The sequence below is a fragment of the Micromonospora sp. USAFONa4 genome, from assembly GCF_057197825.1.
On sequence record NZ_CM170072.1, the window covers coordinates 1,403,377 to 1,426,872 of the forward strand.

General features: G+C 74.0%; 21 protein-coding genes and 1 pseudogene. All 22 read right to left on the reverse strand.

The window, feature by feature from the left end; translation table 11 throughout:
- Positions 1-142 precede the first annotated feature (142 nt).
- The 22 genes and pseudogenes from AC0OO9_RS05605 to mraZ all read right to left on the reverse strand — a co-directional run bounded on the left by AC0OO9_RS05605 (position 143) and on the right by mraZ (position 23,210).
- Positions 143-1,087, reverse strand: coding sequence for an RluA family pseudouridine synthase (locus tag AC0OO9_RS05605; RefSeq protein ID WP_484516078.1), 945 nt, complete (start codon positions 1,085-1,087; stop codon positions 143-145).
- Positions 1,084-1,719 (reverse strand): signal peptidase II, encoded by a 636-nt coding sequence (gene lspA / locus AC0OO9_RS05610; RefSeq protein ID WP_484516079.1) that lies wholly within the window; start codon positions 1,717-1,719, stop codon positions 1,084-1,086. The genes AC0OO9_RS05605 and lspA overlap by 4 nt, the downstream gene beginning before the upstream one ends.
- A gap of 66 nt (positions 1,720-1,785) precedes the next feature.
- Positions 1,786-2,205 (reverse strand): TraR/DksA family transcriptional regulator, encoded by a 420-nt coding sequence (locus AC0OO9_RS05615; RefSeq protein WP_121400566.1) that lies wholly within the window; start codon positions 2,203-2,205, stop codon positions 1,786-1,788.
- A 222-nt stretch (positions 2,206-2,427) separates the two neighbouring features.
- Positions 2,428-3,927 (reverse strand): potassium/proton antiporter, encoded by a 1,500-nt coding sequence (locus AC0OO9_RS05620; RefSeq protein WP_484517861.1) that lies wholly within the window; start codon positions 3,925-3,927, stop codon positions 2,428-2,430.
- 22 nt (positions 3,928-3,949) lie between these two features.
- Positions 3,950-4,249, reverse strand: a complete 300-nt coding sequence (locus tag AC0OO9_RS05625) for a DUF167 domain-containing protein (RefSeq protein WP_421452091.1) — start codon at positions 4,247-4,249, stop codon at positions 3,950-3,952.
- Positions 4,250-4,267: 18 nt separating this feature from the next.
- The gene (locus tag AC0OO9_RS05630) at positions 4,268-4,891 is read right to left on the reverse strand and encodes a hypothetical protein (protein ID WP_484516080.1); all 624 of its coding nucleotides are present in this window, start codon (positions 4,889-4,891) and stop codon (positions 4,268-4,270) included.
- A 76-nt stretch (positions 4,892-4,967) separates the two neighbouring features.
- Complete coding sequence (locus AC0OO9_RS05635; RefSeq protein ID WP_484516082.1) at positions 4,968-5,780, reverse strand: DivIVA domain-containing protein; 813 nt, start codon at positions 5,778-5,780, stop codon at positions 4,968-4,970.
- Between the two features lie 44 nt (positions 5,781-5,824).
- On the reverse strand, positions 5,825-6,130 hold the full coding sequence (locus tag AC0OO9_RS05640) for a YggT family protein (RefSeq protein WP_088999245.1): 306 nt from the start codon (positions 6,128-6,130) through the stop codon (positions 5,825-5,827).
- Positions 6,131-6,160: 30 nt separating this feature from the next.
- On the reverse strand, positions 6,161-6,856 hold the full coding sequence (locus tag AC0OO9_RS05645; protein ID WP_132236311.1) for a cell division protein SepF: 696 nt from the start codon (positions 6,854-6,856) through the stop codon (positions 6,161-6,163).
- Positions 6,857-7,047: 191 nt separating this feature from the next.
- Positions 7,048-7,794, reverse strand: coding sequence for a YggS family pyridoxal phosphate-dependent enzyme (locus AC0OO9_RS05650; RefSeq protein WP_484516084.1), 747 nt, complete (start codon positions 7,792-7,794; stop codon positions 7,048-7,050).
- A 9-nt stretch (positions 7,795-7,803) separates the two neighbouring features.
- On the reverse strand, positions 7,804-8,919 hold the full coding sequence (ftsZ, locus tag AC0OO9_RS05655) for a cell division protein FtsZ (protein WP_132236307.1): 1,116 nt from the start codon (positions 8,917-8,919) through the stop codon (positions 7,804-7,806).
- Between the two features lie 246 nt (positions 8,920-9,165).
- Complete coding sequence (locus AC0OO9_RS05660) at positions 9,166-9,981, reverse strand: cell division protein FtsQ/DivIB (protein ID WP_484516086.1); 816 nt, start codon at positions 9,979-9,981, stop codon at positions 9,166-9,168.
- Positions 9,978-11,522: a UDP-N-acetylmuramate--L-alanine ligase gene (gene murC, locus AC0OO9_RS05665; RefSeq protein ID WP_484516087.1), complete on the reverse strand. Its 1,545-nt coding sequence runs from the start codon at positions 11,520-11,522 to the stop codon at positions 9,978-9,980. The genes AC0OO9_RS05660 and murC overlap by 4 nt, the downstream gene beginning before the upstream one ends.
- A 145-nt stretch (positions 11,523-11,667) precedes the next feature.
- Positions 11,668-12,774, reverse strand: a complete 1,107-nt coding sequence (gene murG / locus AC0OO9_RS05670) for an undecaprenyldiphospho-muramoylpentapeptide beta-N-acetylglucosaminyltransferase (RefSeq protein ID WP_484516088.1) — start codon at positions 12,772-12,774, stop codon at positions 11,668-11,670.
- A complete protein-coding gene (locus AC0OO9_RS05675; RefSeq protein WP_484517862.1) occupies positions 12,774-14,186 on the reverse strand; it encodes an FtsW/RodA/SpoVE family cell cycle protein in 1,413 nt (470 codons plus the stop codon). Before AC0OO9_RS05675 ends, murG begins: the two co-directional genes overlap by 1 nt.
- Before the next feature lie 302 nt (positions 14,187-14,488).
- Entirely contained in the window at positions 14,489-15,616 is a 1,128-nt protein-coding gene (gene mraY / locus AC0OO9_RS05680) for a phospho-N-acetylmuramoyl-pentapeptide-transferase (protein ID WP_132236299.1), read from the reverse strand.
- Positions 15,613-17,037, reverse strand: coding sequence for a UDP-N-acetylmuramoyl-tripeptide--D-alanyl-D-alanine ligase (locus tag AC0OO9_RS05685; protein WP_484516090.1), 1,425 nt, complete (start codon positions 17,035-17,037; stop codon positions 15,613-15,615). Before AC0OO9_RS05685 ends, mraY begins: the two co-directional genes overlap by 4 nt.
- Positions 17,034-18,596 (reverse strand): UDP-N-acetylmuramoyl-L-alanyl-D-glutamate--2,6-diaminopimelate ligase, encoded by a 1,563-nt coding sequence (locus tag AC0OO9_RS05690; protein WP_484516092.1) that lies wholly within the window; start codon positions 18,594-18,596, stop codon positions 17,034-17,036. The genes AC0OO9_RS05685 and AC0OO9_RS05690 overlap by 4 nt, the downstream gene beginning before the upstream one ends.
- A gap of 52 nt (positions 18,597-18,648) precedes the next feature.
- Positions 18,649-20,859, reverse strand: coding sequence for a peptidoglycan D,D-transpeptidase FtsI family protein (locus AC0OO9_RS05695; RefSeq protein WP_484516093.1), 2,211 nt, complete (start codon positions 20,857-20,859; stop codon positions 18,649-18,651).
- A gap of 5 nt (positions 20,860-20,864) precedes the next feature.
- Positions 20,865-21,470, reverse strand: coding sequence for a cell division protein FtsL (gene ftsL, locus AC0OO9_RS05700; protein WP_484516095.1), 606 nt, complete (start codon positions 21,468-21,470; stop codon positions 20,865-20,867).
- Positions 21,460-22,573, reverse strand: a pseudogene (rsmH, locus tag AC0OO9_RS05705) (16S rRNA (cytosine(1402)-N(4))-methyltransferase RsmH). The gene ftsL and the pseudogene rsmH overlap by 11 nt, the downstream one beginning before the upstream one ends.
- Positions 22,574-22,778: 205 nt before the next feature.
- On the reverse strand, positions 22,779-23,210 hold the full coding sequence (gene mraZ, locus AC0OO9_RS05710; RefSeq protein WP_132236289.1) for a division/cell wall cluster transcriptional repressor MraZ: 432 nt from the start codon (positions 23,208-23,210) through the stop codon (positions 22,779-22,781).
- Positions 23,211-23,496: the final 286 nt, after the last annotated feature.

The window sequence follows — 23,496 nt, forward strand, 5'->3', positions numbered from 1 at the left end:
CCGCCGCCGGCCGGTCCGGCCGATCTCGGTGATGGTTGCGTCACGCCCCGCGCGGGTTCCGACGTTTCGCCCACGGTCGGGGCGGGGGCACCGGCACACACGGCGGGATCCCCTCGTCGGATCGTCACGGGCGGGACGACGCTCAGTCGCGGAGGATCTCGAGCGCCCGGTCCAGGTCGTCAGGGTAGTCGCTGACGAAGCGCATCTCGTCCCCCGTGCGGGGGTGCAGGAAGCTCAGCGACCGGGCGTGCAGCCACTGCCTGGACAGGCCGAGCCGGGCGGACAGGGTCGGGTCGGCGCCGTACGTGAGGTCGCCCACGCACGGGTGCCGCAGCGTCGAGAAGTGCACCCGGATCTGGTGGGTGCGCCCGGTCTCCAGCCGCACGTCGACCAGGCTCGCCGCCGGGAACGCCTCCACCGTGTCGTAGTGGGTGATGCTCGGCTTGCCGCCGGAGACCACCGCCCAGCGGTAGTCGTGGGTGGGGTGCCGGTCGATCGGGGCGTCGACGGTGCCGCGCAGCGGGTCCAGGTGCCCCTGCACCACCGCGTGGTAGCGCTTCTCCACCTCGCGGTACTTGAACGCCCGCTTCAACGCGGTGTACGCCTGCTCGCTCTTGGCCACCGCCATGATGCCCGTGGTGCCGACGTCGAGCCGGTGCACCACGCCCTGCCGCTCGGCGGCGCCGCTGGTCGAGATGCGGTGCCCGATGGCGGCCAGCGCGCCGATCACTGTCGGGCCGGTCCAGCCGGGGCTCGGGTGGGCCGCGACGCCGACCGGCTTGTCCACCACCACGATGTCGTCGTCGGCGTACACCACCCGCAGCCCGGGGACCGCCTGCGGCACCACGGTGGGCGGGGCGACCGGCGCGGGCAGGGTCACCTCCAGCCAGGAGCCGGCCTTCACCCGGTAGGAGTTCGGCCGGGCGGCCCCGTCGACAAGCGCGTCGCCGGCGTCGACCAGGGCCGCGGCGGCGGTGCGGGACAGCCCGAACAGCCGCGACACGGCCTGGTCGAGCCGTGTGCCGTCGAGGCCGTCGGGGACGGGCAGGGAACGGTGGTCGCCGCCGGCGGCGAAGGCGGCGGTCATGCCCGCTCCCGCTGCCCGGCGTCGGCCTGGGCCGTCGCCTCGTCGGTGGACTCGCCGTGGCCGATCCGGCTGCCGTCACGCTGCCGGCCGGTCAACTCGAGCAGGAGGGCGAGCAGCACGCCGCAGACGAGGGCGCTGTCGGCCAGGTTGAACACCGGGAACACCCGTCCGTACGGGGCGAAGACGCTGACCATGTCCACGACGTGCCCCACGAACCAGCCCGGGGCGCGGAAGACCCGGTCGGCGAAGTTGCCCAGCGCCCCGCCCAGCACCAGGCCCAGCGAGATCCCCCAGGGCAGCGAGCGCAGGCGCAGCGCCATCCAGACGATCCAACCGACCACCCCGAGGGTGATCAGCGGGAAGACCCAGGTGTAGTCGGCGCCGATGCTCCACGCCGCGCCGCTGTTGCGGGTGAGGCTGAGGTAGACCGCGCCGCCGAGCAGCCTGACCGGCTCGCGGTCCTCGAGGGCGCTCAGGGCGAGGTGCTTGGTCGCCGCGTCGGCGGCGAGCACCGTGAGCGCGAGGCCGAACAGGGTGGCCGCGGCCCGGCGGTGGGACGTGCCGGGCCCCGGCTCGGCGCTGTCGGCACCCGGCTCAGCGCTGCCGGGCCCGGCGGGCGGTGCTTCGGACATCTGCTCCCCATCGACGCTCGCGGCGACGCGTCCGCGCCGCCTCCCATGGCCGCCGGGGAGCGGGCCTCAGCGCCGCTCCTCCAGCTGCTTGCACGTCACGCAGAGGGTGGCCGACGGGAAGGCGGCGAGCCGCTCCACCGGGATGGGGTTGCCGCACCGCTCGCACCAGCCGTAGCCACCCTCGTCGAGCCGCTCCAGCGCCCGCTCGACCTGCGTGATCCGTTCCAGGATGCTGTTGGCGAGTGAGATCTCCTGCTCACGCTCGAACGTCTTGGTCCCGGTGTCGGCCTGGTCGTCCCCGGCCGAGTCGGTCAGCCGGTCGCGCTGCAGCTCGGTGATCTCGCTCAGCGTCCGATCGTACTCGGCGCGCAACTCGTCACGCCGCGCCGCCAGGGCCGCCCGGATCTTCTCGGTCTCCGCAGCGCTGCGGGTGGCCTTCGCCACCGGCTTCCGGCCGGCGGTCCTGGTGTCGGCTGGCTTCGCCATCGTCGCTCCCTCGGCCGCGGAACCGCGGTCTTCCGCGGCACCTGGACAGGGGCCGCCGGCATCGGCGCCCCCAGGTACAAAAGGGGCGCGCGGCGACGGGGCCGCGCACTCCGGAGATTCGCAAGAATACGGAACGTACAGGCGCACGACAACGTGCCGCTCCGACGTACCGACGTTCGGCCCCTGGTCATCCCTAACCGGGGCAAAAGGAACGCTAGCAGATCACGCGTCGGGACCCTGGCCGTACTCGCCAAACCAGCGGGCCAGCCGACCCCGCCGGCTGACCGCCCGCAGCCGCCGCTCGGCCTCGTCGCGCACCCCGGCCGTGGCCACGATCAACATGCTGTCGCCGGTCTTCAGCCGGAAGTCCGGGCCGGGCACGACGCCCGCCCCGTCGCGCAGCACCAGGGTCACCGAGGCGCCCAGCGGCAGCCGCAACTCGTCGATGTGCACCCCGGCCAGCCGGGAACCGGGCGGCACCTCCAGCTGGAGCAGGTCCGCGCCCATCCGCTCCAGCGGCGCCGTCTCCACCCGGATCTCCGTCGCCTCGGCCGGCGCGGTCACCCGCAGCCGGCGGGCCACCGGGGCCAGCGTCCCGGTCTGCAGCAGCGTGAAGATCACCACCAGTACGAAGACCGAGTCGAAGAGCCGGTCGGCGCCCGGCACCCGCTCCGACAGCGGAATGGTGGCGAGCACGATCGGCACCGCCCCGCGCAGCCCCGCCCAGGACAGGAACGCCTGCTCGCGCAGGCCGAACCGGAACGGCAGTGCGGACGCCGCCACCGACAGCGGCCGGGCCAGCAGCACCAGCGCCAGCCCGGCGACCACCGCCGGCAGCACCGCCGAGCCCAGCCGGCCCGGCGAGACGAGCAGCCCGAGCAGCACGAAGAGCCCGATCTGGGCCAGCCACGCCAGGCCGTCCGCGAAGCCGAGGATCGCCTGCCGGTGCGGTAGCCGGGCGTTGCCGAGGATCACCCCCGCCACGTAGACGGCGAGGAAACCCGAGGCGTGCAGCACCGCGCCGGCGGCGTAGGCGAACACGGTCAGCCCGACCGCCGCGATCGGGTAGAGCCCCGCCGACGGCAGCGCCGCCCGGCGCAGCGCCCACCGCCCGCCGACGCCGGCCGCGAGGCCGACCGCCGCGCCGACGCCCAGCTCGTAGCTGACCAGGGAGATCTCGTACCACCACGGGTGGGTGACGCCCTCCCGGGACAGCAGCACCACCAGCAGCACGACCGGGGCGTCGTTCATCCCCGACTCCGCCTCCAGGGTGGCCACCAGGCGGGGCGGCAGCCGCAGCCGGCGCAGCGTGGCGAAGACCGCCGCCGCGTCGGTGGAGGAGAGCACCGCGCCGTAGAGCAGGGCCAGCCGCCAGTCCAGTCCCAGCAGCAGGTGCACGACGAGGCCGACGACCAGGATGCTGACCACCACGCCGACCGTGGAGAGCAGCGCGGCCAGCCCGAGCACCGGGCGCAGGGTGCTCCACCGGGCGGTCAGCCCGCCCTCGGCGATGATCACGATGAGCGCGCAGAAGCCCAGGGTCCGGGTCAGCTCGACGTCGTCGAAGCGGATGCCCAGCCCCGCCTCCCCGATCGCCACCCCGAGGGCCAGGTAGGCCAGGAGGCTGGGCACGCCGAGCCGGGTGGAGAGACGGACCGCGCCGACCGCGACCAGCAGGACACCCGCACCGAGCAGGAGCGCGAGATCCAGCCCCGGCGTCACCGCCGCCCGGCCCCGGCGTCCGTCACCCGGCGGCCCCGTCACGCAGCCGGCGCAGCGCCTCCGTCAACTCCGGGGCGGGCCCCTCGACCAGGAAGAGCTTGTCGCGGCTGGCCGCGCCGGCCCGCAACGACACCACGCCCGGCCGTACGCCCAGCGCCCCGGCCAGCGCCCGCCGGGCCGCCTCGGTGGCCCGCCCGTCCACGGCGGGGGCGTGCACCGCGATCACCAGGGCCGGCCCGTGCGGCCCGTCGAAGCGGCCGCCGACGCGGGCCCGGGCGGAGCCGGGCTTCACCCGGACCGCGACGGTCAACGTGGCGTCCATCAGGAAACGTCCCGCCGCTCAGATCCGACCGGCGTCGGCGAGCAGGGCGGTGTCGGGCGCGCAGTGGGCGCACGGGGTGAACCCGAGGTCGACGGCCTCCGCGACCGGAAGCGGCTCGTGCTCCCGCCCCACCAGGTACGCGCAGTCGGCCAGGTGGTAGCGGGGCCGCCCGTCGACCACCCGCACCTCGGCGGCGAGGCGGGCCACCCGGGCGGCCTCGCCCGGGGTGACGTCCTGCGCGGGCGGCTCGTCGTCGTACGGCACCGCGGGGCCGGCACCGGGCGTGGCGGCGGCCGGGACGGCGGCGTCGGCCGCCGGCGGCTCGGGCGGTTGCCGCCACCCGGTGCCGTCGGCGTCGACCGTGGAAGGAACGTGCTGGACGGGGATCTCCGGCTCCGCCGGCGGCCCACCGGCGAAGGCCGGGCCGGCCGGGCGGGTCGCCCGACGGGGTCGCCACCCCGGCCGGCCCGGGTCCGCCGCCGCCCGGTCCGCAGCCGCCTGGCGGGCGCCCGCGACCAGCGCGACGGCGGCCAGCAGGCTGGCCGCGATGGAGATGGTCAGGAGAACGCTGGAGCCACCGGCCAGGCCGAGCACCAGCAGCACCACCGCGACGAGGATGAGCAGGAGACTGGCGACTATCACGGCTCACCCCCGCCGCGTCGTGCTGATGAGGCGAGGTCGGCGACCGTCATCGTGACGACGGTCGCCGACCGATGGTTCAGCGCCCGGTCTCGAGAGCGCCGGAGCGACCGCCGCCGCCGTAGGAGCCGGCGAGCCCTGCGGTGGCCAGCCCGTTGCCGCCGCCGGCGGCCCGGGTGCCCTCACCACCACGGGTCATCTCGACCTCCAGGCCCTGGCCGCGGCCGTCGAGGTCACGCAGCTGGCTCTCCAGGTAGGCCTTGAGCCGGGTGCGGTACTCACGCTCGAACTGCTTGAGCTCCTCGATGTGCTTCTGCAGGGCCGTGCGCTTGGCGTCCAGGCCGCCCATGGCCTCCTGGTGCCGCTGGCGGGCGTCGCGCTCCAGGGCGTCGGCCTTGGCGCGGGCCTCGCGGGTGACCTCCTCGGCCTTGGAACGGGCCTCGGAGAGCAGCTGGTCGGCCTCGCGACGGGCGTCGGAGACGTGGTCGTCGGCGGTCCGCTGGGCCATCATCAGCACCCGCAGCGCCTGCTGCTCGCCGTCGGCGCCACCGACGGCCGGGCCGCCGGCGGAGCGGGTCTGCTCCAGCTCGGCCTGCATCGCGCGGGCGGCCTGCTCGGCCGCCGCCTTGTCGCGCTGCACCCGGTCGAGCTGGGCCTTGACGTCGTTGAGCTCCGCCGCGAGACGGGCGTCGCCGCCGGGGCCGGCGGGGGCGCCACCACGGCCGCCACGCTCCACCTGGGCGCGCAGCTCGTTGTTCTCCTCGATGAGCCGGGCAAGCTCACGCTCGACCTCGTCGAGGAAAGCGTCGACCTCCTCCTCGTCGTAGCCCCGCTTGCCGATCGGCGGCTTTTTGAAGGCGACGTTGTGGACGTCGGCCGGGGTCAGCGGCATCGAAACTCCTCGGGTCAGTTGCGGCCGCGAAAGCGCGTCGCTCATCAGACGGTGCCGATGATCGACCGCCTCAACACGAACTCCATCAGCACGAACAGGATAACCAGGAGCACAAGTGAGGCCAGGTCGATGCTCACGGTACCAATTCGCAACGGAGGGATCACACGCCTCAACGCGTTGAGAGGGGGATCAGTGACGCTCCACACGATTTCCAAGCCCACCGATGCCCCACGTCCCGGCTGCCAGCGGCGGCCGTACTGCAGGACGGCGCTCAGGACGAAACGGGCCAGCAGGACGAGCAGGAAGAAGTAGAGCACCAGATACAGCACTTGCAGCACGATCGACAACACGGCAGGCGACGTCCCTCGGGTCGGGCGGGGCTAGCTCAGGCTGAAGAAGCCGCCCTCGGCGATCTTGGCCTTGTCCTCCGCGGTGACCTGGACATTGGCCGGTGAGAGCAGGAACACCCGATTGGTCACGCGCTCGATCGTACCCCGCAGCCCGAACGCGAGGCCGGCGGCGAAGTCCACAAGTCGGCGTGCGTCGGCCTCGTCCATCTCGGTGAGGTTGATGATCACCGGAACGTTGTCGCGGAAGTGCTCACCGATGGTGCGCGCCTCCCGGTACGTGGTGGGGTGCAGCGTGGTGATCTGGTAGCGCTGCTCCTCCTCGGCGACCACCGCCCGCTCCCGGGGCTGCGCCTGCGGCGCCAGGGCCAGGTTGTCGCGGGTGTGGTAGGTCAGCGCGCCCGACGTGTCGCCGGCCGACGGCCGGGTGATGGAGCGGACGCTGGACCGCTCGGCCCGCTCCGCCCGGTCGGTGTCGCCCCGCTCGGCGTCGGCCACCCGACCGGCGGCGCGCTCGGAGAGCCGGCCACGGTCGCTCAGCCGGGACCGGGGCGCCGGCGGCTCCTCGGAGTCGTCCTCGTCGTCGTCGGCGAACTCCTCCGAGTACCGGCTCTGCCGGTAACGCGAATCGCGGTAGCCACCCTTGTCGTAGCCACCGTCGTCGTAGGCCCGCTCGTCGTCCTCTTCGACCAGACCGAGCCAGACCCCCGCCTTGCGCAGTGCACCCATCCCGCGCCCTTCCCGTCCGCCGTGCGGCACGCGCCCCCGTACCGTGTCGCTTGTCGCGAGTGGACCACTTCTGCCCACCGGAGCGGATCGGCAATCCCCTGGCACGCGATTCGCGTCGCGTGCCACGACCCCCGACAACGGGATGCCGCTCCCCCAAACAACACAGATGTAATTTGCTTCCCGCGGTCAGGCTACCGCAGCGTGGGACGCATTCCGAGCAACGCGCTGCCGACGCGGACATGTGTCGCGCCGTACCGGATCGCGATTTCCAGGTCGCCGCTCATCCCGGCGGAGAGCGCGGCGGCTCCCGGGTGGACCGCCCGGAACCCGGCGGCCACCTCGGCCAGCCGGGCGAACGCCCGCTCCGGCTCCCAGCCCAGCGGCGCCACCGCCATCAGGCCGGCCAGCCGCAGCGCCTCCGCGCCCGCCACCGTCTCGGCCACCGCGTCGAGCCCGGCACCCGGGTCGGCCGAGCCGGGCAGCGCCCCGCCCCGGTCCGCGTCGCCGTCGATGCTGACCTGGACCAGCACGTCCAGCGGCCGGTCCCGCGCCGCCGACGACGCCGCGTCCAGCGCCCGCGCCAGCCGGACACTGTCGACCGAGTGCACGGCGTCGGCGTAGCGGACCACCGACCGGGCCTTGTTGCGCTGCAACTGCCCGATGAAGTGCCACCGGGGCGTCACCCCCGCCGCGGCCACCTCGGCCGACTTGACGGACGCCTCCTGGTCGCGGTTCTCCCCCATGTCGACGACGCCGAGCCCGGCCAGGGCCACCACGTCCCCGGCCGGGTAGGTCTTGGTCACCGCGATCATGGTGACCTCGGAGTCGTCCCGACCCGCGGCGGCACAGGCGTCCGCGATCCGGGACCGTACGCGGCCCAGGCCGGCCGCGATCTCGGCGCGCCGGTCCGGGCGCACCGTGGCTGGGCTGTCGGTCATCGGCGGTACTCAGGAACCGTTCTTGAGGAAGTCGGGCACGTCGACGTCGTCGAAGAGCACCCGGCGGGGCGACTGCTGCGGGGCCGGCATGGTGGCCGGCGGCGCGACCGGGGCGCTCGGCTGCGCCGGCTGGTTCTGGTTGCTCTTGCGGGGCGGCTCGGCCGCCTTGTACGCCGGCGTGCCGCCGTCGAAGCCCGCCGCGATGACGGTGACCCGCACCTCGTCGCCGAGGGCGTCGTCGATGACGGCACCGAAGATGATGTTGGCGTCGGGGTGGGCCGCGTCGGTGACGAGCTGGGCCGCGTCGTTGATCTCGAACAGGCCCAGGTCCGACCCGCCGGCGATGGAGAGCAGCACGCCGCGCGCGCCGTCCATGCTCTGCTCCAGCAGCGGGCTGGAGATGGCCGCCTCGGCCGCCTCGACGGCACGATTCTCGCCCCGCGCGCTGCCGATGCCCATGAGCGCGCTGCCCGCGCCGCTCATCACGCTCTTCACGTCGGCGAAGTCCAGGTTGATCAGACCCGGCGTGGTGATCAGGTCGGTGATGCCCTGGACACCGGAGAGCAGCACCTGGTCGGCGGTGCGGAACGCGTCCATCATGCTGATGTTGCGGTCGCCGAGCGCCAGCAGCCGGTCGTTGGGGATGACGATCAGCGTGTCGCACTGGTTGCGCAGCTCGTCTATTCCGGACTCCGCCTGCACCTGGCGGCGCTTGCCCTCGAACGAGAACGGCCGGGTGACCACGCCGATGGTCAGCGCGCCGAGCTTGCGGGCGATGTTCGCCACCACGGGCGCGCCGCCGGTGCCGGTGCCGCCGCCCTCACCGCAGGTCACGAAGACCATGTCGGCGCCCTTGAGCACCTCCTCGATCTCGTCGCGGTGGTCCTCGGCGGCGTTCTTGCCGACGTCGGGGTTGGCGCCGGCGCCGAGCCCGCGGGTCAGCTCACGGCCGACGTCGAGCTTCACGTCGGCGTCGCTCATGAGCAGCGCCTGCGCGTCGGTGTTGATCGCGATGAACTCGACGCCCTTGAGCCCAACCTCGATCATCCGGTTGACGGCGTTGACGCCGCCGCCACCGATGCCGACGACCTTGATGACCGCCAGGTAGTTGTGCGGAGGTGTCATCTCCGGTCCTTTCCCTTCGAGATTGGCATGGGCCGACCGGGTAGGGCCTGGCCAGACCAGCGGCCGACGACAGCTGTCACCAGCGAGGATCAGGGTTGAACCCTCACCCTCTACTAGAGGCTTACTGTTATGTCAACCACTGATCCCCTTCGGGGCAACGTAAGCGCCCTCACGCGATGAGCCAAGGACCCGCTCGGCGTGTCGCCGCCGGAGCGGGACGGGTCACGTCGCCGGTTGAGCGGGCGGTCACCGCAGGGTGACCACGTCGGGCGCGCTGACGTCGATGGTGTCGGCCTTCCGGTCGAGCAGGGCGCCGGCCACCCGGGCCTTGTCCGCGCCCCGGGTCGCGTCCCCCCAGACCACCACCCGGTCGCCGCGCAGCCGCAGCGTGATCCGGGCCAGCCCCTCGACGGTCACGTCCACCAGCTCGGCGCGCAGCTGCGGGGTGAGCGCGCCGAGCACCTCCAGCGCCGCCCGGGTCGACCCGTCGTCCGGCCCCGGGTCGGCGAGCCGGACCACCGGCAGGCCGTCCGGCGGCCGCGGCACGGTCCGGAAGACCACGCCCGCGCCGTCGAGCACCACGAACTGCTCCCCGCGCGGCACCGCCGCCACGCCGGTGCGCTCCGTCACCCGGACGACAAGCGTGTCCGGCCAGTCCCGGGTCACCACCGCCCGCTGGACCGCCGGCAGCTCGCCGACCCGCCGCGCGGTGGCGGCCAGGTCCACCCGGGCCAGCGGGGCGTCGTCGGGCACCGCGGCCGCGTCGCGGACCTGCACCGTCGTGACCAGCGCGGCACCCTCGACGCGGACCTCGCGCACCCCGAACAGGCCGGTGCCGAGCAGGGTCCAGGCGACCAGCCCGGCCGTCGCGAGCACGCCCGCGGCGACCGCCCACGGCAGGGCCGCGCGCATCCGACGCTGCCGGGCCCGGGCCATGAACCGGCGGGTCGAGGCGGGGACCGCGTCGCTGCCGGCACGGACCAGTTGCCACCGCCGCTGCGGCCCGCGCCGGCCGCCGCCGTCCGCGCCGGTGGTGCGCCCCCGCGCCGGACCGGGACTCATCCGGCCGCGGGCGCCGCGCCGTCCGCGACCGCGCCGCCGGCACCGGGGACGGTGCCGCCGATGGTCGTCGTCCCGCCGGCGTCGCCGATGGTCGTCGTGCCCGCCGGCGCCGCCGGATCGGTGGTACGCGCCGAGAGCGCGGCCAGCAGCTGGTCCCCCATCAGCGAGATCGGCGGGGCGCCCATGGTCACCACCACGTCGCCGGGGCGGGCCCGCCGGGCCACCTCCACCGGCGCGGCCTCCCACGAGTCCACGAAGACCTTCCGCTCCGCCGGCAACGCCACCGCCTCGATCAGCGCCGCCGATCCCTCCCCCGGCTCGCGCAGCTCGCCCGGGCCGAAGACCTCCAGCAGCACCAGCTCGTCGGCGATGGCCAGCGACTCGGCGATCTCCGCCTGGAGGTCGCGGGTGCGGTAGAGCCGGTAGGGCTGGAAGACCACGATCAGTCGGCCGTCCCCGGCCACCTCGCGCAGCGTCTGCAACGCCAGCGTCATCGAGGTCGGGTGGTAGGCGTACTCGTCGTAGACCAGCACGTCGTCCGCGACGCCCTTGCGCTCGAAGCGCCGCCGCACGCCGGGGAACGCCGCCAGCGCGCCCTCCGCCGCCTCCAGCGGCAGCCCCAGCAGGTACGCGGTCAGCACGGCCGAGGCGCTGTTGAGCCCCATGTGCCGCCCGGGCACCGGCAGCCGGAACTCGCCGAGCGACCGCCCGTCGATGCTCGCCAGGTAGCGCACGCCCCGGGCCGACGAGGCGATGTCGGTCAGCCGCAGGTCGGCGTCGGCCGCCTCGCCGTAGGTGTGCACCCGACGGCCCTCCGCGCGCAGCGTCTCGGCCAGCCGCCGCCCGCCCGGGTCGTCGGCGCAGGTGATGATGAAGCCGTCCGGGTCGGTGAGCCGGGCGAACTCGGCGAAGGCCGCCTCCAGCGTGGCGAGGTCGCCGTAGGTGTTCAGGTGGTCGGCCTCGACGTTGGTGATGATCGACACGTACGGGCGGTAGATGAGGAAGGAGCGGTCGCTCTCGTCCGCCTCGACCACGAAGTGCTCGCCCGTGCCGTGGTGGGCGCCCGAGCCGACCTCGGAGATCTCCCCACCGATCACGAAGGACGGGTCCTGCCCGGCCTGCTGGAGCACCATCGTGACCATCGAGGTGGTGGTGGTCTTGCCGTGGGTGCCCGCGACCGCCACCGTCCGGCGGCCCGTCATCGCGGCGGCCAGCGCCTCGGAGCGGTGCAGCACGCGCAGGCCGCGCCGGCGTGCCTCCACCATCTCCAGGTGGTCCTGCGGGATCGCCGAGGAGTAGACGACCGTGTCGACGCCGTCGAGGTTGGACGCCTCGTGGCTCATGTGGATCGTGCCGCCGAGGGCGCGCATGCCGGCCAGGGAGGGCCACTCCCGCAACTCGCTGCCGGAGACCCGGATGCCCCGGGTCAGGAAGAGCCGGGCCAGCCCGCTCATGCCGACCCCGCCCACCCCGATCAGGTGGATCGTGCCCAGGTCCTCGGCGGTGAGCGTGCCGGCCGGGGTGAACTGTGCGGTGTTCATGCCGAGTACCTTCCCGTCGCGGTGCACCCACTCACGGGCGCCTGCCTTTCGTTCGCGACTGCGGGGCTCGCAAGCTCACTCCTCGCGCTCACGGGCGCCTGCCTTTCGTTCGCGACTGCGGGGCTCGCAAGCTCACTCCTCGCGCTCACGGGGCCACCGCCTCCAGGACGAAGTTGAGCAGTACCTCGTCGCCGTCGCGGCGGCCGTACGCGGCGGCGGCGGAGCCCATCGCGTGCAGCCGGTGCGGGTCGCGGATCAGCGGGATGATCGTCCGCTCGACCCAGTCCGGGGTCAGCTCGGCGTCGTCGACGAGCAGCCCGCCGCCGGCCTCCACCACGGGCAGCGCGTTGCGCTTCTGCTCCTGGTTGCTGTGCGGGTACGGCACGTAGATGGTGGGCAGCCCGATGGCGGCCACCTCCGCACAGGTCATCGCCCCGCCCCGGCCGAGCATCAGGTCCGCCGCGGCGTAGCCGGCCTCCATCTCGGACAGGTACGGCAGCGTCACGTACGGCACCGGCAGGTCGGTGGGGACCGGCACCGGCTCGTTGCGGGCGCCGATCACGTGCAGCACCTGCACCCCGTTGCGGGCGAGTTCCTTCGCCGCCCCGGCGACCGCGAGGTTGATCGAGCGGGCACCCTGCGAGCCACCGGCGACGAAGAGCACCGGCAGGTCGGGGCGGAGTCCGAAGTGGGCCCTGGCGGCGTTGCGCATGGCGAACCGGTCCAGCCCGGCGATGCCCCGGCGCAGCGGCACGCCGACGACCCGCGCGTCGCGCAGGGCCTCGGCCTGGGCGGGCTGGTGCGGGAAGCCGACCGCCACGTGGCGGGTGAACCTCATCCCCAGCCGGTTGGCCACCCCCGGCGGCACGTTTACCTCGTGGATCACGATCGGCAGCTCGCGCCGCCAGGCGGCGAGGTAGGCCGGCACGGAGACGTACCCGCCGAAGCCGACCACCACGTCGGCGCGCACCTCGTCGATGACCTTGCCCGCGGCACGGGCCGCGGTCCACATCCGGCCGGGGGTCTTGACCAGGTTCATGTTCACCGACCGGGGCAGCTGGTAGGCCGGGATCTGCCGCAGGTCGTAGCCCTGCGGCGGGATCAGCTCGTTCTCCAGGCCCTTCGGTGTCCCCAGGCAGGTGATCCGGACGCCGGGGTCGTGTCGGCGCAGGCAGTCGGCGAAGGCGAGCAGCGGGTAGATGTGCCCCCCGGTGCCACCTCCCGCGAGCACCACCGAACGCAGCGGACCCATCAACGTCTCCTCTCGTCCGCCGACCCGCGGCGGGTCCGGGCCAGCCGGACGCCGCGCGGTGCGGCCACATCGTCCGGCCGCCGCTCCCGCGACCGGGGCACGGACCCTCGGGCAGCCGGGGGCGCCGCCGGACGGCGGCGCCGCCCGGGAAGCGGCGGCAACGGGGCCCAGAGTAGTCGGACCCATCGGGCCGGCGGACGGGCATGCAGTGCTCTGGCGGCGTCGGGTTCGGCGCGGGCGAAGGAGGCGAGCATCCCGATGGCGGCGAGGGTGACGACCAGGGCGCTGCCGCCGTCGGAGATGAACGGCAGCGGCACACCGGTCAGCGGCAGCAGGCCGACCACCCCGCCGATGTTGATCACCGCCTGGCCGACCAGCCAGGTGGTCGCCGCCGCGGCGGCGAGCCGGCGGAACGGGTCGTCGACCCGGCGGGCGATCCGCAGCCCGGTGTACGCCAGCACGGCGAAGAGCGCCACCACCACGACGCACCCGACGACGCCCAGCTCCTCGGCGACCACGGCGAAGATGAAGTCGTTCTCCGCCGCCGGCAGCCACTGCCACTTGGCGATGCTCTTGCCGAGGCCGACGCCGAACCAGCCGCCGTTCTCGATCGCGTAGCGGGCCTGGGCGATCTGGTAGCAGTCGGCCAGCTTGCACTCGTCCGGCGGGGGCGGGCTGATGAAGGCGGTCAGCCGGGCCAGCCGGTAGTTCTCCTCGCCCTTCTCGCCGGAGCCGGCGCCGAGCGAGGCGACCGCGACCAGCAGACCGATGCCGAGCAGGCCCACCGCGGAGAGTGCGGCGAAGACGCGCATCCGCACCCCGGCCGCCCAGAGCAGCCCCACCACCAGGGCGAGCAGGCAGAGCATCGTGCCCAGGTCGTTGTAGCCGACGAGGACGAAGAGCAGGCCCACCACCGGGAAGAGCGGGGTGGCCAGCTCCCGCCACCAGCCCAGCGCGGCGCCCTTGCGGGCGATCACGTGGGCCCCCCAGAGCACCAGGGCGAACTTCGCGAACTCGGAGGGCTGCACCTGGATGCCGCCGACGAAGAGCCAGAGCAGCCGGGCCTCGACCGGGCCGATCCGGGCGGAATCCTGACCGGTCAGCCGGGCGTAGGCGAGCAGCAGGTTGAGCACCAGCAGCAGGCCGATGGCGGTGAACAGCAGCGGCCGGCCCAGCGTCCGGTAGGTCGTCGCCGGAAGCCGCTGGCACGCCCAGAACGCGACGATGCCGATCACCGCGAAGATCGCCTGCTTGACCAGCGACGTCGAGGCGTTGCCGTTCTCCGCGTAGTCCCGGACGCTGGTCGCGGAGAAGACCATGGTGAGGCCGATCAGCAGCAGCAGGCCGGCGCTGGACAGCAGCAGGTAGTAGGAGGCCAGCGGCCGGTCCAGCAGCCCGCGCAGCGCGGCCAGCCCGCCCGCCGGGTCCAGCCCGCGCGGCACCTGGGGATCGTCCGGTCCCCGCGTCGCGGCGGGCGCGTCGCGCGTACGCCTGCCTCCCGCCGACCGCCCGGACGTCCCCTCCGCCGTGACCTCGATGCCTCGTCCCTCCCCCACCCGACCATCATGGCGGTTCCGCCGGGTCGCCACCGGCGCAACCGCCCGGTCGGCGTGTCGGGCTTGCGCCGGAGCGCGTGCGCCGTCGCGGTGGATGGACACGCCGCGGGGCCCGGGCGACGCGCGCCCGGGCCCCGCGGCGGGAACTGCCGGCCGGCTCAGGTCATGTTCGCGAGGAACTCGCTGTAGAACAGGCCCAGCGCGATGGCCACGCCGATGCCGGCGATGATCCAGAACCGGACCACGATGTTGACCTCGCTCCACCCAGCGAGCTCGAAGTGGTGCTGCAACGGCGACATCCGGAACACCCGCTTGCCGGTGGTGCGGAACGAGATGATCTGGATCACCACGGACATCGTGATGATCACGAAGAGGCCACCGATGATCGGCAGCAGCAGGATCGTCCGGGTGGACATCGCCATGCCGGCGATCAGGCCGCCGAGGCCCAGCGCGCCCGTGTCGCCCATGAAGATCCGCGCCGGCGAGGTGTTCCACCACAGGAAGCCCACGCAGGCCCCGGCCGCCGCGCCGGCGATCAGCGCGATCTCCAGCGGGTCCCGGACGGCGTAGCAGTAGTCCTGGGTGTAGTTCGGGTCGGCGCACCAGTGCCGGTACTGCCAGAACGCGATCAGCGCGTACGCCGCGAGGACCATCACCGAGGCGCCGGTGGCCAGGCCGTCGAGGCCGTCGGTGAGGTTGACGCCGTTGGTCGCGGCCATCACCACGAAGATGAAGAGAACCACCGCGCCGATCTTGGTGAGGTCGAGCGCCGGAATGTCCCGGATGAAGCTGAGCGTCGTGCTGCCCACGGTCTCGGTGTTGGTCTCCGCGCCCGAGGCGTCGGTCATGGTGCTCGGGAAGTAGAGCGCCACCACGCCGAAGACCGCGCCGACCAGGATCTGGCCGAGCAGCTTGCCCCGCTTGTTGAGCCCGCCGCTGTGCCGCTTGCGTACCTTGAGGAAGTCGTCGATGAAGCCGACCGCGCCGGAGAAGACCATCAGCCCCAGCAGCACCAGCGCGGTGATCGTCGGCTCGACCTGGGCGATCTGCGCGTCCGGCAGGGTCGTCAGCGCCAGGTGCCCGGCCACGTACGCGATGACCGTGGCCAGGATGAACACCACGCCGCCCATCGTCGGCGTGCCCTTCTTGCCCTCGTTGCTGGCGAGCCCGAGGTTCGATCGGATCGGCTGGCCGGCCTTCAGCCGGGCGAACACCTTGATCGCGATCGGGGTGGCGAGCAGCGAGACCAGGAAGGCCACCCCGATGGCGACGATGACCGCCCTCATGCGGCGCCGCCCCCCGTCGCCGTCGGATCGGATCCGTTGCCGGCGGCGTCCGCGCGCAGCGCGTCGGCCACCTCCCAGGTGCGGTACCGGGAGCCCTTCACCAGGACGACGTCGCCCGGCCGTAGTTCGCTCCGCAGCACCTCGACGGCCGCCGCCTGATCGGTGAGCAGCACCGACTCTCCTCCCCAGTCACCTACCGATGTCGCGCCTTCGTGGATCGGCGCGGCCGGCTCGCCCACCACGAGCAGCCGGTCGACGCCCAGTTCGGCCGCGAGCCGGCCGACCTCGGCGTGCCCGTCGCGTTCGAAGGGACCCAGCTCGGCCATGTAGCCCAGCACCGCGACGGTGCGCCGCTCCCGCCCGATGCCGGTCAGCGCGCGCAGCGCGACCGCCATCGAGGCGGGGTTGGCGTTGTACGAGTCGTCGATCACGGTCACCCCGTCGGCGCGTTCGAAGACGTCCATCCGACGGGTGGAGACCAGCCCCATGGCGCCCAGCGCGATGGCCAGCTCGGCCAGCGGCATGCCCAGCTCACGGGCCACCGCGGCGGCGGCGAGCGAGTTGGACACCTGGTGCCGGCCGGTCAGCCCGAGCCGCACCGGCGCGGTCCCCTCCGGGGTGACCAGGGTGTACGCGGGCCGTCCCCGGTCGTCCAGCGTCACGTCCTCGGCCCGCACGTCGGCGTGCGCCGCCTCGCCGTAGCGGACGACCCGGGCGACCGTACGCGAGGCCATCGCGTCGACCAGCGGGTCGTCGGCGTTCAGCACGGCCAGGCCGTCGGCGGGCAGCGCCTCGACCAGTTCGCCCTTGGCCAGCGCGATCGTCTCCACCGAGCCGAACTCGCCGATGTGCGCCACCCCGACGTTGAGCACCACGGAGATCCGGGGCGGCACCACGTCGCAGAGGTAGCGCACGTGTCCCACCCCCCGGGCGCCCTTCTCCATGACCAGGTAGCGGGTCTCGGGCCCGGCCTGCAACGCCGTGTACGGGTGCCCCAGCTCGTTGTTGAACGACCCGGGCGGGGCGACGGTCGGGCCGAGCCGCGCGGTGAGCTGCGCGATCAGGTCCTTGGTGGTGGTCTTGCCCGACGAGCCGGTCAACCCGACGACGGTGAGCCCGGGCAGCCGGTCGACCACCGCACGGGCCAGCCGGCCCATGGCCGCCAGCGCGTCGTCGACAAGCACCATCGGCACGCCGGGCACCTCCCGGGTGCCGAGTACGGCCACCGCGCCGGCCGCCACCGCGCCGGCGGCGTAGTCGTGCCCGTCCACCTTCTCGCCCGGGAAGGCGACGAAGAGCGCACCGGGGCACACCTTGCGCGAGTCGAACTCGACCGGGCCGGTGACCCGGGCCTGCGGGTCGGCGCCGGCCAGCCGCCCGTCGACCGCCGAGGCGACCTCGGCCAGGCTGAGCGGGATCACCGCTGACCCGCCGGGTCGGCGAAGCGGGCGCGCAGCGCGTCGGCCAGCTCGGTGCGGTCGTCGAACGGGTGCACCTCGCCACCGATCTCCTGCCCGCGCTCGTGGCCCTTGCCGAGCACCGCGACCACGTCGCCCGGCTCGGCCAGCCGGACCGCCGCGTCGATCGCCGTCCGGCGGTCGGCCACCTCCTCGACGCGGGCCGTCGTGCCGGCGCGCCGGGCGCCGGCGAGCACCTCGGCCCGGATCGCCGCCGGGTCCTCGGTGCGCGGGTTGTCGTCGGTCACCAGCACCACGTCGGCTCCCTCCGCCGCGGCGGCGCCCATCACCGGCCGCTTGCCCCGGTCCCGGTCCCCGCCGGCACCGATCACGCAGATCAGTCGGCCCGCGCTGAGCTCCCGCAGCGCCGCCAGCGCGGCGACGATCGCGTCCGCCTTGTGCGCGTAGTCGACCACGCCCCGGACCGGGCCGGGGGCGTTCACCAGCTCCAGCCGGCCGGGGACCCCGCCGCACGCGGCGACCCCGGCGGCGGCGGTCTCCGGGTCCACCCCGGCGGCGACCAGCACGGCGATGGCCAGCAGGGCGTTGGCCACGTTGTGCCGGCCCGGCAGCGCCACGCCGGCCGCCAGGGTCAGCCCGTCGGGGCCGTGCGCGGTGAACCGCTGCGCGTAGCCCTCGCCGCCGACCTCGTCGGCCCACCAGGTGGCGCCCGGGTCGCCGGCCGCCGAGTAGGTGACCGTCGTCGGGCGGTACAGCGACTTCAGCGCCGGGTCGTCGTGGTTGAGCACCTCGACCGCGCAGCGCCCGTCGAACAGCTGCGCCTTCGCGGCGAAGTAGTCCGCCGTGTCGGCGTGGAAGTCCAGGTGGTCGGAGCCGAAGTTGGTGTAGCCGCCGACGGTGAACCGGACGCCGCCGACCCGGCCCATCGCCAGGGCGTGGCTGGAGACCTCCATGACCACGGCGGTGACGCCGCGCTCGCGGGCGGCGGCCAGCATGGCGTGCAGGTCGGTGGCCTCGGGCGTGGTGCGCACGCTGTCGATCGCCAGGTCGCCGAGGCGGGTCTCGACGGTGCCGATCAGTCCGGTGGTGTGGCCGGCGGCGCGCAGGCCGGACTCGACCAGGTAGGCCGTCGAGGTCTTGCCGGCCGTCCCGGTCACCCCGATCACCGTCAGTCCCTCGGTCGGGTCGCCGTAGACGGCCGCGGCGAGGGTGCCCAGCGCGGCGCGCGGGTCGGACACCACCAGCGCCGGCAGGCCCGCCTCGGCCGCCGCGTCGGCGCCCGCCGGGTCGGTCAGCACGGCCACCGCGCCGGCGGCCGCCGCACCGGCGGCGAACTCCGCCCCGTGCCGGCGGGCGCCCGGCAGGGCCGCGTACAGGTCGCCGGGGCGGACCTCCTGGCTGGCGTGGGTCACCCCGGTCACCACCAGCTCGGCGGCGCCCTCCGGGGGCTCGACGGCGAGCCGGGCGGCGAGGTCGCCGAGCCGGACACCGATCACGGTACGGGGACGAGGATTGCCGGGCACGGCGTCAGACCCTACCCGGTCGTCCGGTTCCGGCCGCACTGCCGCCCCGGTGGTTCGTCCGCACTCACCGATGATGTCGCGGCGTGGCCGCTCAACGCGGATAGACCGTGAACTTCGGGGCCTTCTCCCCACTCGGCGGCACCCCGTAGTGACGCAGCGTGAACTGCATCATGTCCCGGAACGCGGGGGCCGCGATGTCCCCGCCCCCACCGGAGGGGGTGTGCGCGAAGACCGCGATCACGTAGCGCGGCTTCTCGGCCGGGGCCATCCCGATGAACGAGGCCACCTCGCCGAGCTGCTTGTGCCCGTCGACCAGCCGCCAGCCGGTGCCAGTCTTGCCGGCGACCCGCCACTCGGGGATCGCCGCGGCCCTGCCGGTGGCGTCCTCGACCGTGGTGACCGCCTCCAGGATGGTCCGCAGCGCGGCGGCGTTCTCCGGGCTGAGCACCGACCGGGTGACCGGAGGGTCGGTCGGCGTACGCTTCCCGTCCGGCCCGATCACCTCCTTGACCAGGCGCGGCTGCACGTACGTGCCGTTGTTGGCGATCGTCGCGTAGACGGCGGCCATCTGCAGCGGCGTGGCGTCGACGCTGTGCCCGATCGGCACCGACCCGTACGACGACCCGCTCCACTCGTCGAGCGGCAGCAGCCGACCGCTGGCCTCGCCGGGCATGCCCACCCGCGTCGGTTCCCCGAGGCCGAAGCGCTTCTGGTAGTCGATGAGCCGCTCCGGGCCGAGCTTGTCGGCGATCTGGATGGTGCCGACGTTGGACGAGTACGCCATCATGCCGGGCAGGCTCATCCGCTTTCCGTGCGCCTTGTGCGTGTCGTTGAACCAGGTGTCGCCCATCTTGATGCTGTTGGCGATGGGCAGCGTGGTGTCGGGGGTGATCACGCGTTCCTGGAGCGCGGCGCCGAAGGTGATCGCCTTGTGCACCGAGCCGGGGTCGACCACGAAGCTGGTGGCCGCGTCCTCGCGGTCCTTCGGGTCGCTCGGCGTGGGCTTCGCCGCGTTGTAGGTGGGGTGGCTGGCCTGGGCCAGCACCTCGCCGGAGGGGATCTCGATCACCACGGCGGCGCCGGTGCTGCCCTTGCTCTGCGCCATGTGCCGGCTCAGCATCCGCTGCACCATGAACTGCAGGTCGCGGTCGATGGTGAGCTGGAGCGAGCTGCCCGGCTTGGCCTTCGTCGTCTCGCTGTAGCCGCCGGGGATCGGCGCGGCGAGGTCGCCGAGGCCGACCTCGTAGACCCGCTTGCCGTCCTTGCCGCGCAGCACGTCGTCGTAGCGGGCCTCCAGCCCTTCCAGCCCGACCATGTCCTGGCTGGTGAAGCCGAGCAGGTTGGCCGCGAGGTCGCCGCCGGGCACCTCGCGCCGCTCGTCGCGGTGGGTGTAGATGCCGGGCAGCTCCAGCGCCGTGATCTTCCGGGCCCGGTCGATGTCCACCCCACGGGCCAGGTATTCGAACTGCGAGTCGACGCCGTTGACCCGCTTGCGGGGCTTCATCTTCTCCGCCAGCTCCGAGGCCGGCATGCCGAGCAGCGGGGACAGCGCCCTGGCGGTGGCCTGCTGGTCCTTGACCTGGGTGGGGTCGGCGTAGACGTAGCGCGCCTCGACGCTGTGCGCCAGCGGGGCGCCGGACCGGTCGTAGATGGCGCCGCGCGCCGCCGGCAGCGTGACGGTGCGCAGCCGGTCGGCGAGACCACCGCCGGCGTACGCCGGAGTCTCCACGGCCTGGAGGGCCACCAGCCGGATGCCGATGACGGCGAAGAGCGTCAGGGTGAGCACGGTGCCGAGCCGCAGCCGGCGACGGGGATCGGCCAGCCGGGGCGGCTTCGGCGGTTTGCGCGACGGCCGCCGGGCGGCGGGACGGTCCGGCCGGCGGGCGGGGCGCGGGGCGGCGCGGCGGCGCGGCGCCGCCGGCTCGTCGTCGTGGCGCGGGGTGCGCGGCGTGACGGTGCGGACGACGCCGGAGCGGCCCGCCGCCTCCCGCCGGCCGGCCCGGCCGGCGCCGGCGCGCCCGCCGTCGAGGACCTGGAGGGCGGGGCGGAACGGGTCGCCGGAGCGCGTGCTGCGTGGCGTCCGGCGCTGCTCGGCGGGGCCGGCGTCGGCCTCCCGCTCGGCGCGACCGCCAGCGCGCTGCTCGCGCACGGTGCGACCGCGCGGGGTGTACGCCCGGGCGTCGGAGATGCCACCGACCCCCGGCTCGCCGGAGCGCGGCTCGCCGCCCCGGCCCCCGTTACGCGACGAACCGCGCCGGGAGCCTGTGGCGTCCCGGCGCGGTTCCTCCGATCTCGGCGGCACGGTCGTCAGCCTCCCGCGCCCTGCTGGCTGGTGATCGAGGGCTTGCCCCCGGCGGGCTGCGGCACGCCGATGACCTTGCCGTCGGGCAGCCGGATGTAGGCCGGCTCGCCCGCCTCCACCAGACCGAGCTGGCGGGCCCGGGCCTCCAGGTTGCCCGGGGCCTCCGCGTCGGCGATCTCCTTGTTGAGCTGCTGCTGCTCCACGTCGAGCTTGGCCTGCTGCTCCTGGAGCTTCTCCAGCCGGAAGGCGTTCTCGTTGATCTTTGTGTTGACCGCCAGGATGCCGAGCACCCCGCCGACCACCAGCACCAGCACCAGGGCGGCGAAGGGCGCCCGCGGCACCTTCACCGGCGGCGGCGGCGCCACCCGCAGCCGGGGCGGACGGGCCGTGCCGGCGTTGTCCCGCTCGGCCGGCCGCAGCGCGGCGCTGCCCTGGGTCGGGAACTCGCGCGCCCCCCGGGCGCGAGTCTCCCCCTGCCGGTTCGCGCGGTCCGCCCGCGGCGTGCCGGTACCGATGCGCGTGGCCCGCTCCGCCGCGGTCCGGCCCCCCGACCGCGGTGCGCGCTGCCCGCCGCCGGCGATGTCCCGGCGGTCGCGCTTGTCAATAGTCATGTCCCTCCCCCTCTTCGTCCGTCCCTGTCCCGTCCCCCGGGGTCCGCCGGATCCGTGTCGGATCCGGGAGACCCCGCCCCTGGTTGGTGCATGGCCTTGACCCGCCGGCGGTACCGTTCGCGGTCGGTGCCGCCCTGCTGTGCCGCGTCCGGGTCGAGTCGCTCCGCGGCCCGCAGCCGCACTGACGCGGCCCGCGGGTTCGCGGCGACCTCCGCCTCCCCGGGCAGTTCGGCGCCCCGGCTGAGCAGCCGGAACGTCGGACCGGACCCGGGCAGTTCGACCGGGAGGTCGACCGGGCCCTTGCTGCGGACCCGGTCGCTGAGCGCCGCCTTGGTGAGCCGGTCCTCCAGCGAGTGGTAGGACAGGACCACCATGCGGCCGCCCACGTTGAGCTTGTCGAGCGCGGCCGGCAGCGCCGTCTCCAGCGCTGCCAGTTCCTTGTTTACCTCGATCCGTAAAGCCTGAAACGTTCTCTTGGCCGGGTGTCCCCCGGTTCGTCGGGCGGGTGCCGGAATGGACTCCCTGACCAGTTCGGCCAGCCGCGCCGACGAGGTGATCCGGGCCCGCTCCCGCTCGCGGATGATCGCCGAGGCGATCCGGCCCGCGAACTTCTCCTCGCCGTAGACCCGCAGCACGCGGGCCAGGTCCGGATGGGCGTACGTGTTGACCACCTCCTCGGCGGTCACCCCCCGGGTCTGGTCCATCCGCATGTCCAGCGGGGCGTCCTGCGCGTAGGCGAACCCGCGGTCGGGTGCGTCGAGTTGCAGGGAGGAGACGCCCAGGTCGAACAGGATGCCGTCGATCGCCGGGTAACCCAGCCGACCGAGCACCTCCGGCAGCTCGTCGTAGACGGCGTGCTCCAGGTGGACGCGGTCGGCGAAGCGGGCCAGCCGGACGCGTGCGTGAGCGAGCGCCTCGGTGTCCCGGTCCAGCCCGATCAGCACCGTCTCCGGATGCGCCTCGAGCACCGCCTCGGCGTGCCCGGCCAGACCCAGCGTCGCGTCGACGTGGACCGTCCGCCCGCCCCGGCCCAGCGCGGGGGCCAGCAACTCGAGACACCGCTCGAGCAGCACCGGCACGTGCGTGCCGCGTAGCTCCCCCATGTCGACCCCCACTGGTGTGAAACCTTCGTCCTTCACGCGTCTGTCGTCGGACGACGCCGTGCCGTCGTACCGCCAGATCCCCATCCGCTCCCGCCCGCCGGAGGCCGCGGCCCTCCGATCGGATCGTGCGCCTGGCACCGGGGAAGGGGTGCCAGGAACTCGAAAGCGGGTGGAGATCTCGCAGTACGTCGGGCGCCGTCACGCCCTACAGACCGCCGGGCAGCACCCCCTCCTCGATGTCGGCGAAGTCGTCTTCGCTCTCCGCGAGGTAGGTCTCCCAGGCAGCCTTGTCCCAGATCTCCACCCGGGTGCTCGCGCCGATCACGACCAGATCCCGGTCGAGGGCGGCGTAGTCCCGCAGGTGGGCCGGGATCGTCACCCGGCCCTGCTTGTCGGGCACCTCGTCGTGCGCGCTGGCGAAGAAGACCCGGCTGTAGGCTCGGGCCGCCTTGTTCGTCATCGGTTGCGCGCGCAACTGCTCCGCGATCCGCTGGAACTCGGGCATCGGGAAGGCGTAGAGGCAGCGATCCTGCCCTTTGGTGATCACGACACCCCCCGCCAGCTCGTCCCGGAACTTCGCCGGGAGGATCAACCGGCCTTTGTCGTCCAGGCGCGGGGTGTGGGTGCCGAGGAACATCGGCCCAACCCCCTCGCCCTTGAGCGGCGTTCGCGGCGCCGCTGACCCCCCGGGCCGGTGGGCCCTCCCGGCCTCACCACTGCGCCCCACTCTACTCCACTTCCCTCCACCCGCAACCAGAATCGCCCGCGTGGCGCGGCCTTTCGGCGCGCAAAACCGCACGTCAACGGGGGTGGAGCGGAGTGGAGGGCCGCGGGGCCCGCCGGGCCGGTCCGCTTTCCGACATAGATCGACTCCGTCCGGCTGAGCGCGTCCCGACCACCCCGCCGGAGGACCCCGGCCGAAC

Excerpts from the sequence above, each read along its gene's own strand:
- AC0OO9_RS05605 (WP_484516078.1), bottom strand. The coding sequence starts at position 1,087 with ATGACCGCCGCCTTCGCCGCCGGCGGCGACCACCGTTCCCTGCCCGTC.
- lspA (WP_484516079.1), bottom strand. The coding sequence starts at position 1,719 with ATGTCCGAAGCACCGCCCGCCGGGCCCGGCAGCGCTGAGCCGGGTGCC.
- AC0OO9_RS05615 (WP_121400566.1), bottom strand. The coding sequence starts at position 2,205 with ATGGCGAAGCCAGCCGACACCAGGACCGCCGGCCGGAAGCCGGTGGCG.
- AC0OO9_RS05625 (WP_421452091.1), bottom strand. The coding sequence starts at position 4,249 with ATGGACGCCACGTTGACCGTCGCGGTCCGGGTGAAGCCCGGCTCCGCC.
- AC0OO9_RS05635 (WP_484516082.1), bottom strand. The coding sequence starts at position 5,780 with ATGCCGCTGACCCCGGCCGACGTCCACAACGTCGCCTTCAAAAAGCCG.
- AC0OO9_RS05645 (WP_132236311.1), bottom strand. The coding sequence starts at position 6,856 with ATGGGTGCACTGCGCAAGGCGGGGGTCTGGCTCGGTCTGGTCGAAGAG.
- AC0OO9_RS05650 (WP_484516084.1), bottom strand. The coding sequence starts at position 7,794 with ATGACCGACAGCCCAGCCACGGTGCGCCCGGACCGGCGCGCCGAGATC.
- ftsZ (WP_132236307.1), bottom strand. The coding sequence starts at position 8,919 with ATGACACCTCCGCACAACTACCTGGCGGTCATCAAGGTCGTCGGCATC.
- AC0OO9_RS05660 (WP_484516086.1), bottom strand. The coding sequence starts at position 9,981 with ATGAGTCCCGGTCCGGCGCGGGGGCGCACCACCGGCGCGGACGGCGGC.
- murC (WP_484516087.1), bottom strand. The coding sequence starts at position 11,522 with ATGAACACCGCACAGTTCACCCCGGCCGGCACGCTCACCGCCGAGGAC.
- murG (WP_484516088.1), bottom strand. The coding sequence starts at position 12,774 with ATGGGTCCGCTGCGTTCGGTGGTGCTCGCGGGAGGTGGCACCGGGGGG.
- mraY (WP_132236299.1), bottom strand. The coding sequence starts at position 15,616 with ATGAGGGCGGTCATCGTCGCCATCGGGGTGGCCTTCCTGGTCTCGCTG.
- ftsL (WP_484516095.1), bottom strand. The coding sequence starts at position 21,470 with ATGACTATTGACAAGCGCGACCGCCGGGACATCGCCGGCGGCGGGCAG.
- mraZ (WP_132236289.1), bottom strand. The coding sequence starts at position 23,210 with ATGTTCCTCGGCACCCACACCCCGCGCCTGGACGACAAAGGCCGGTTG.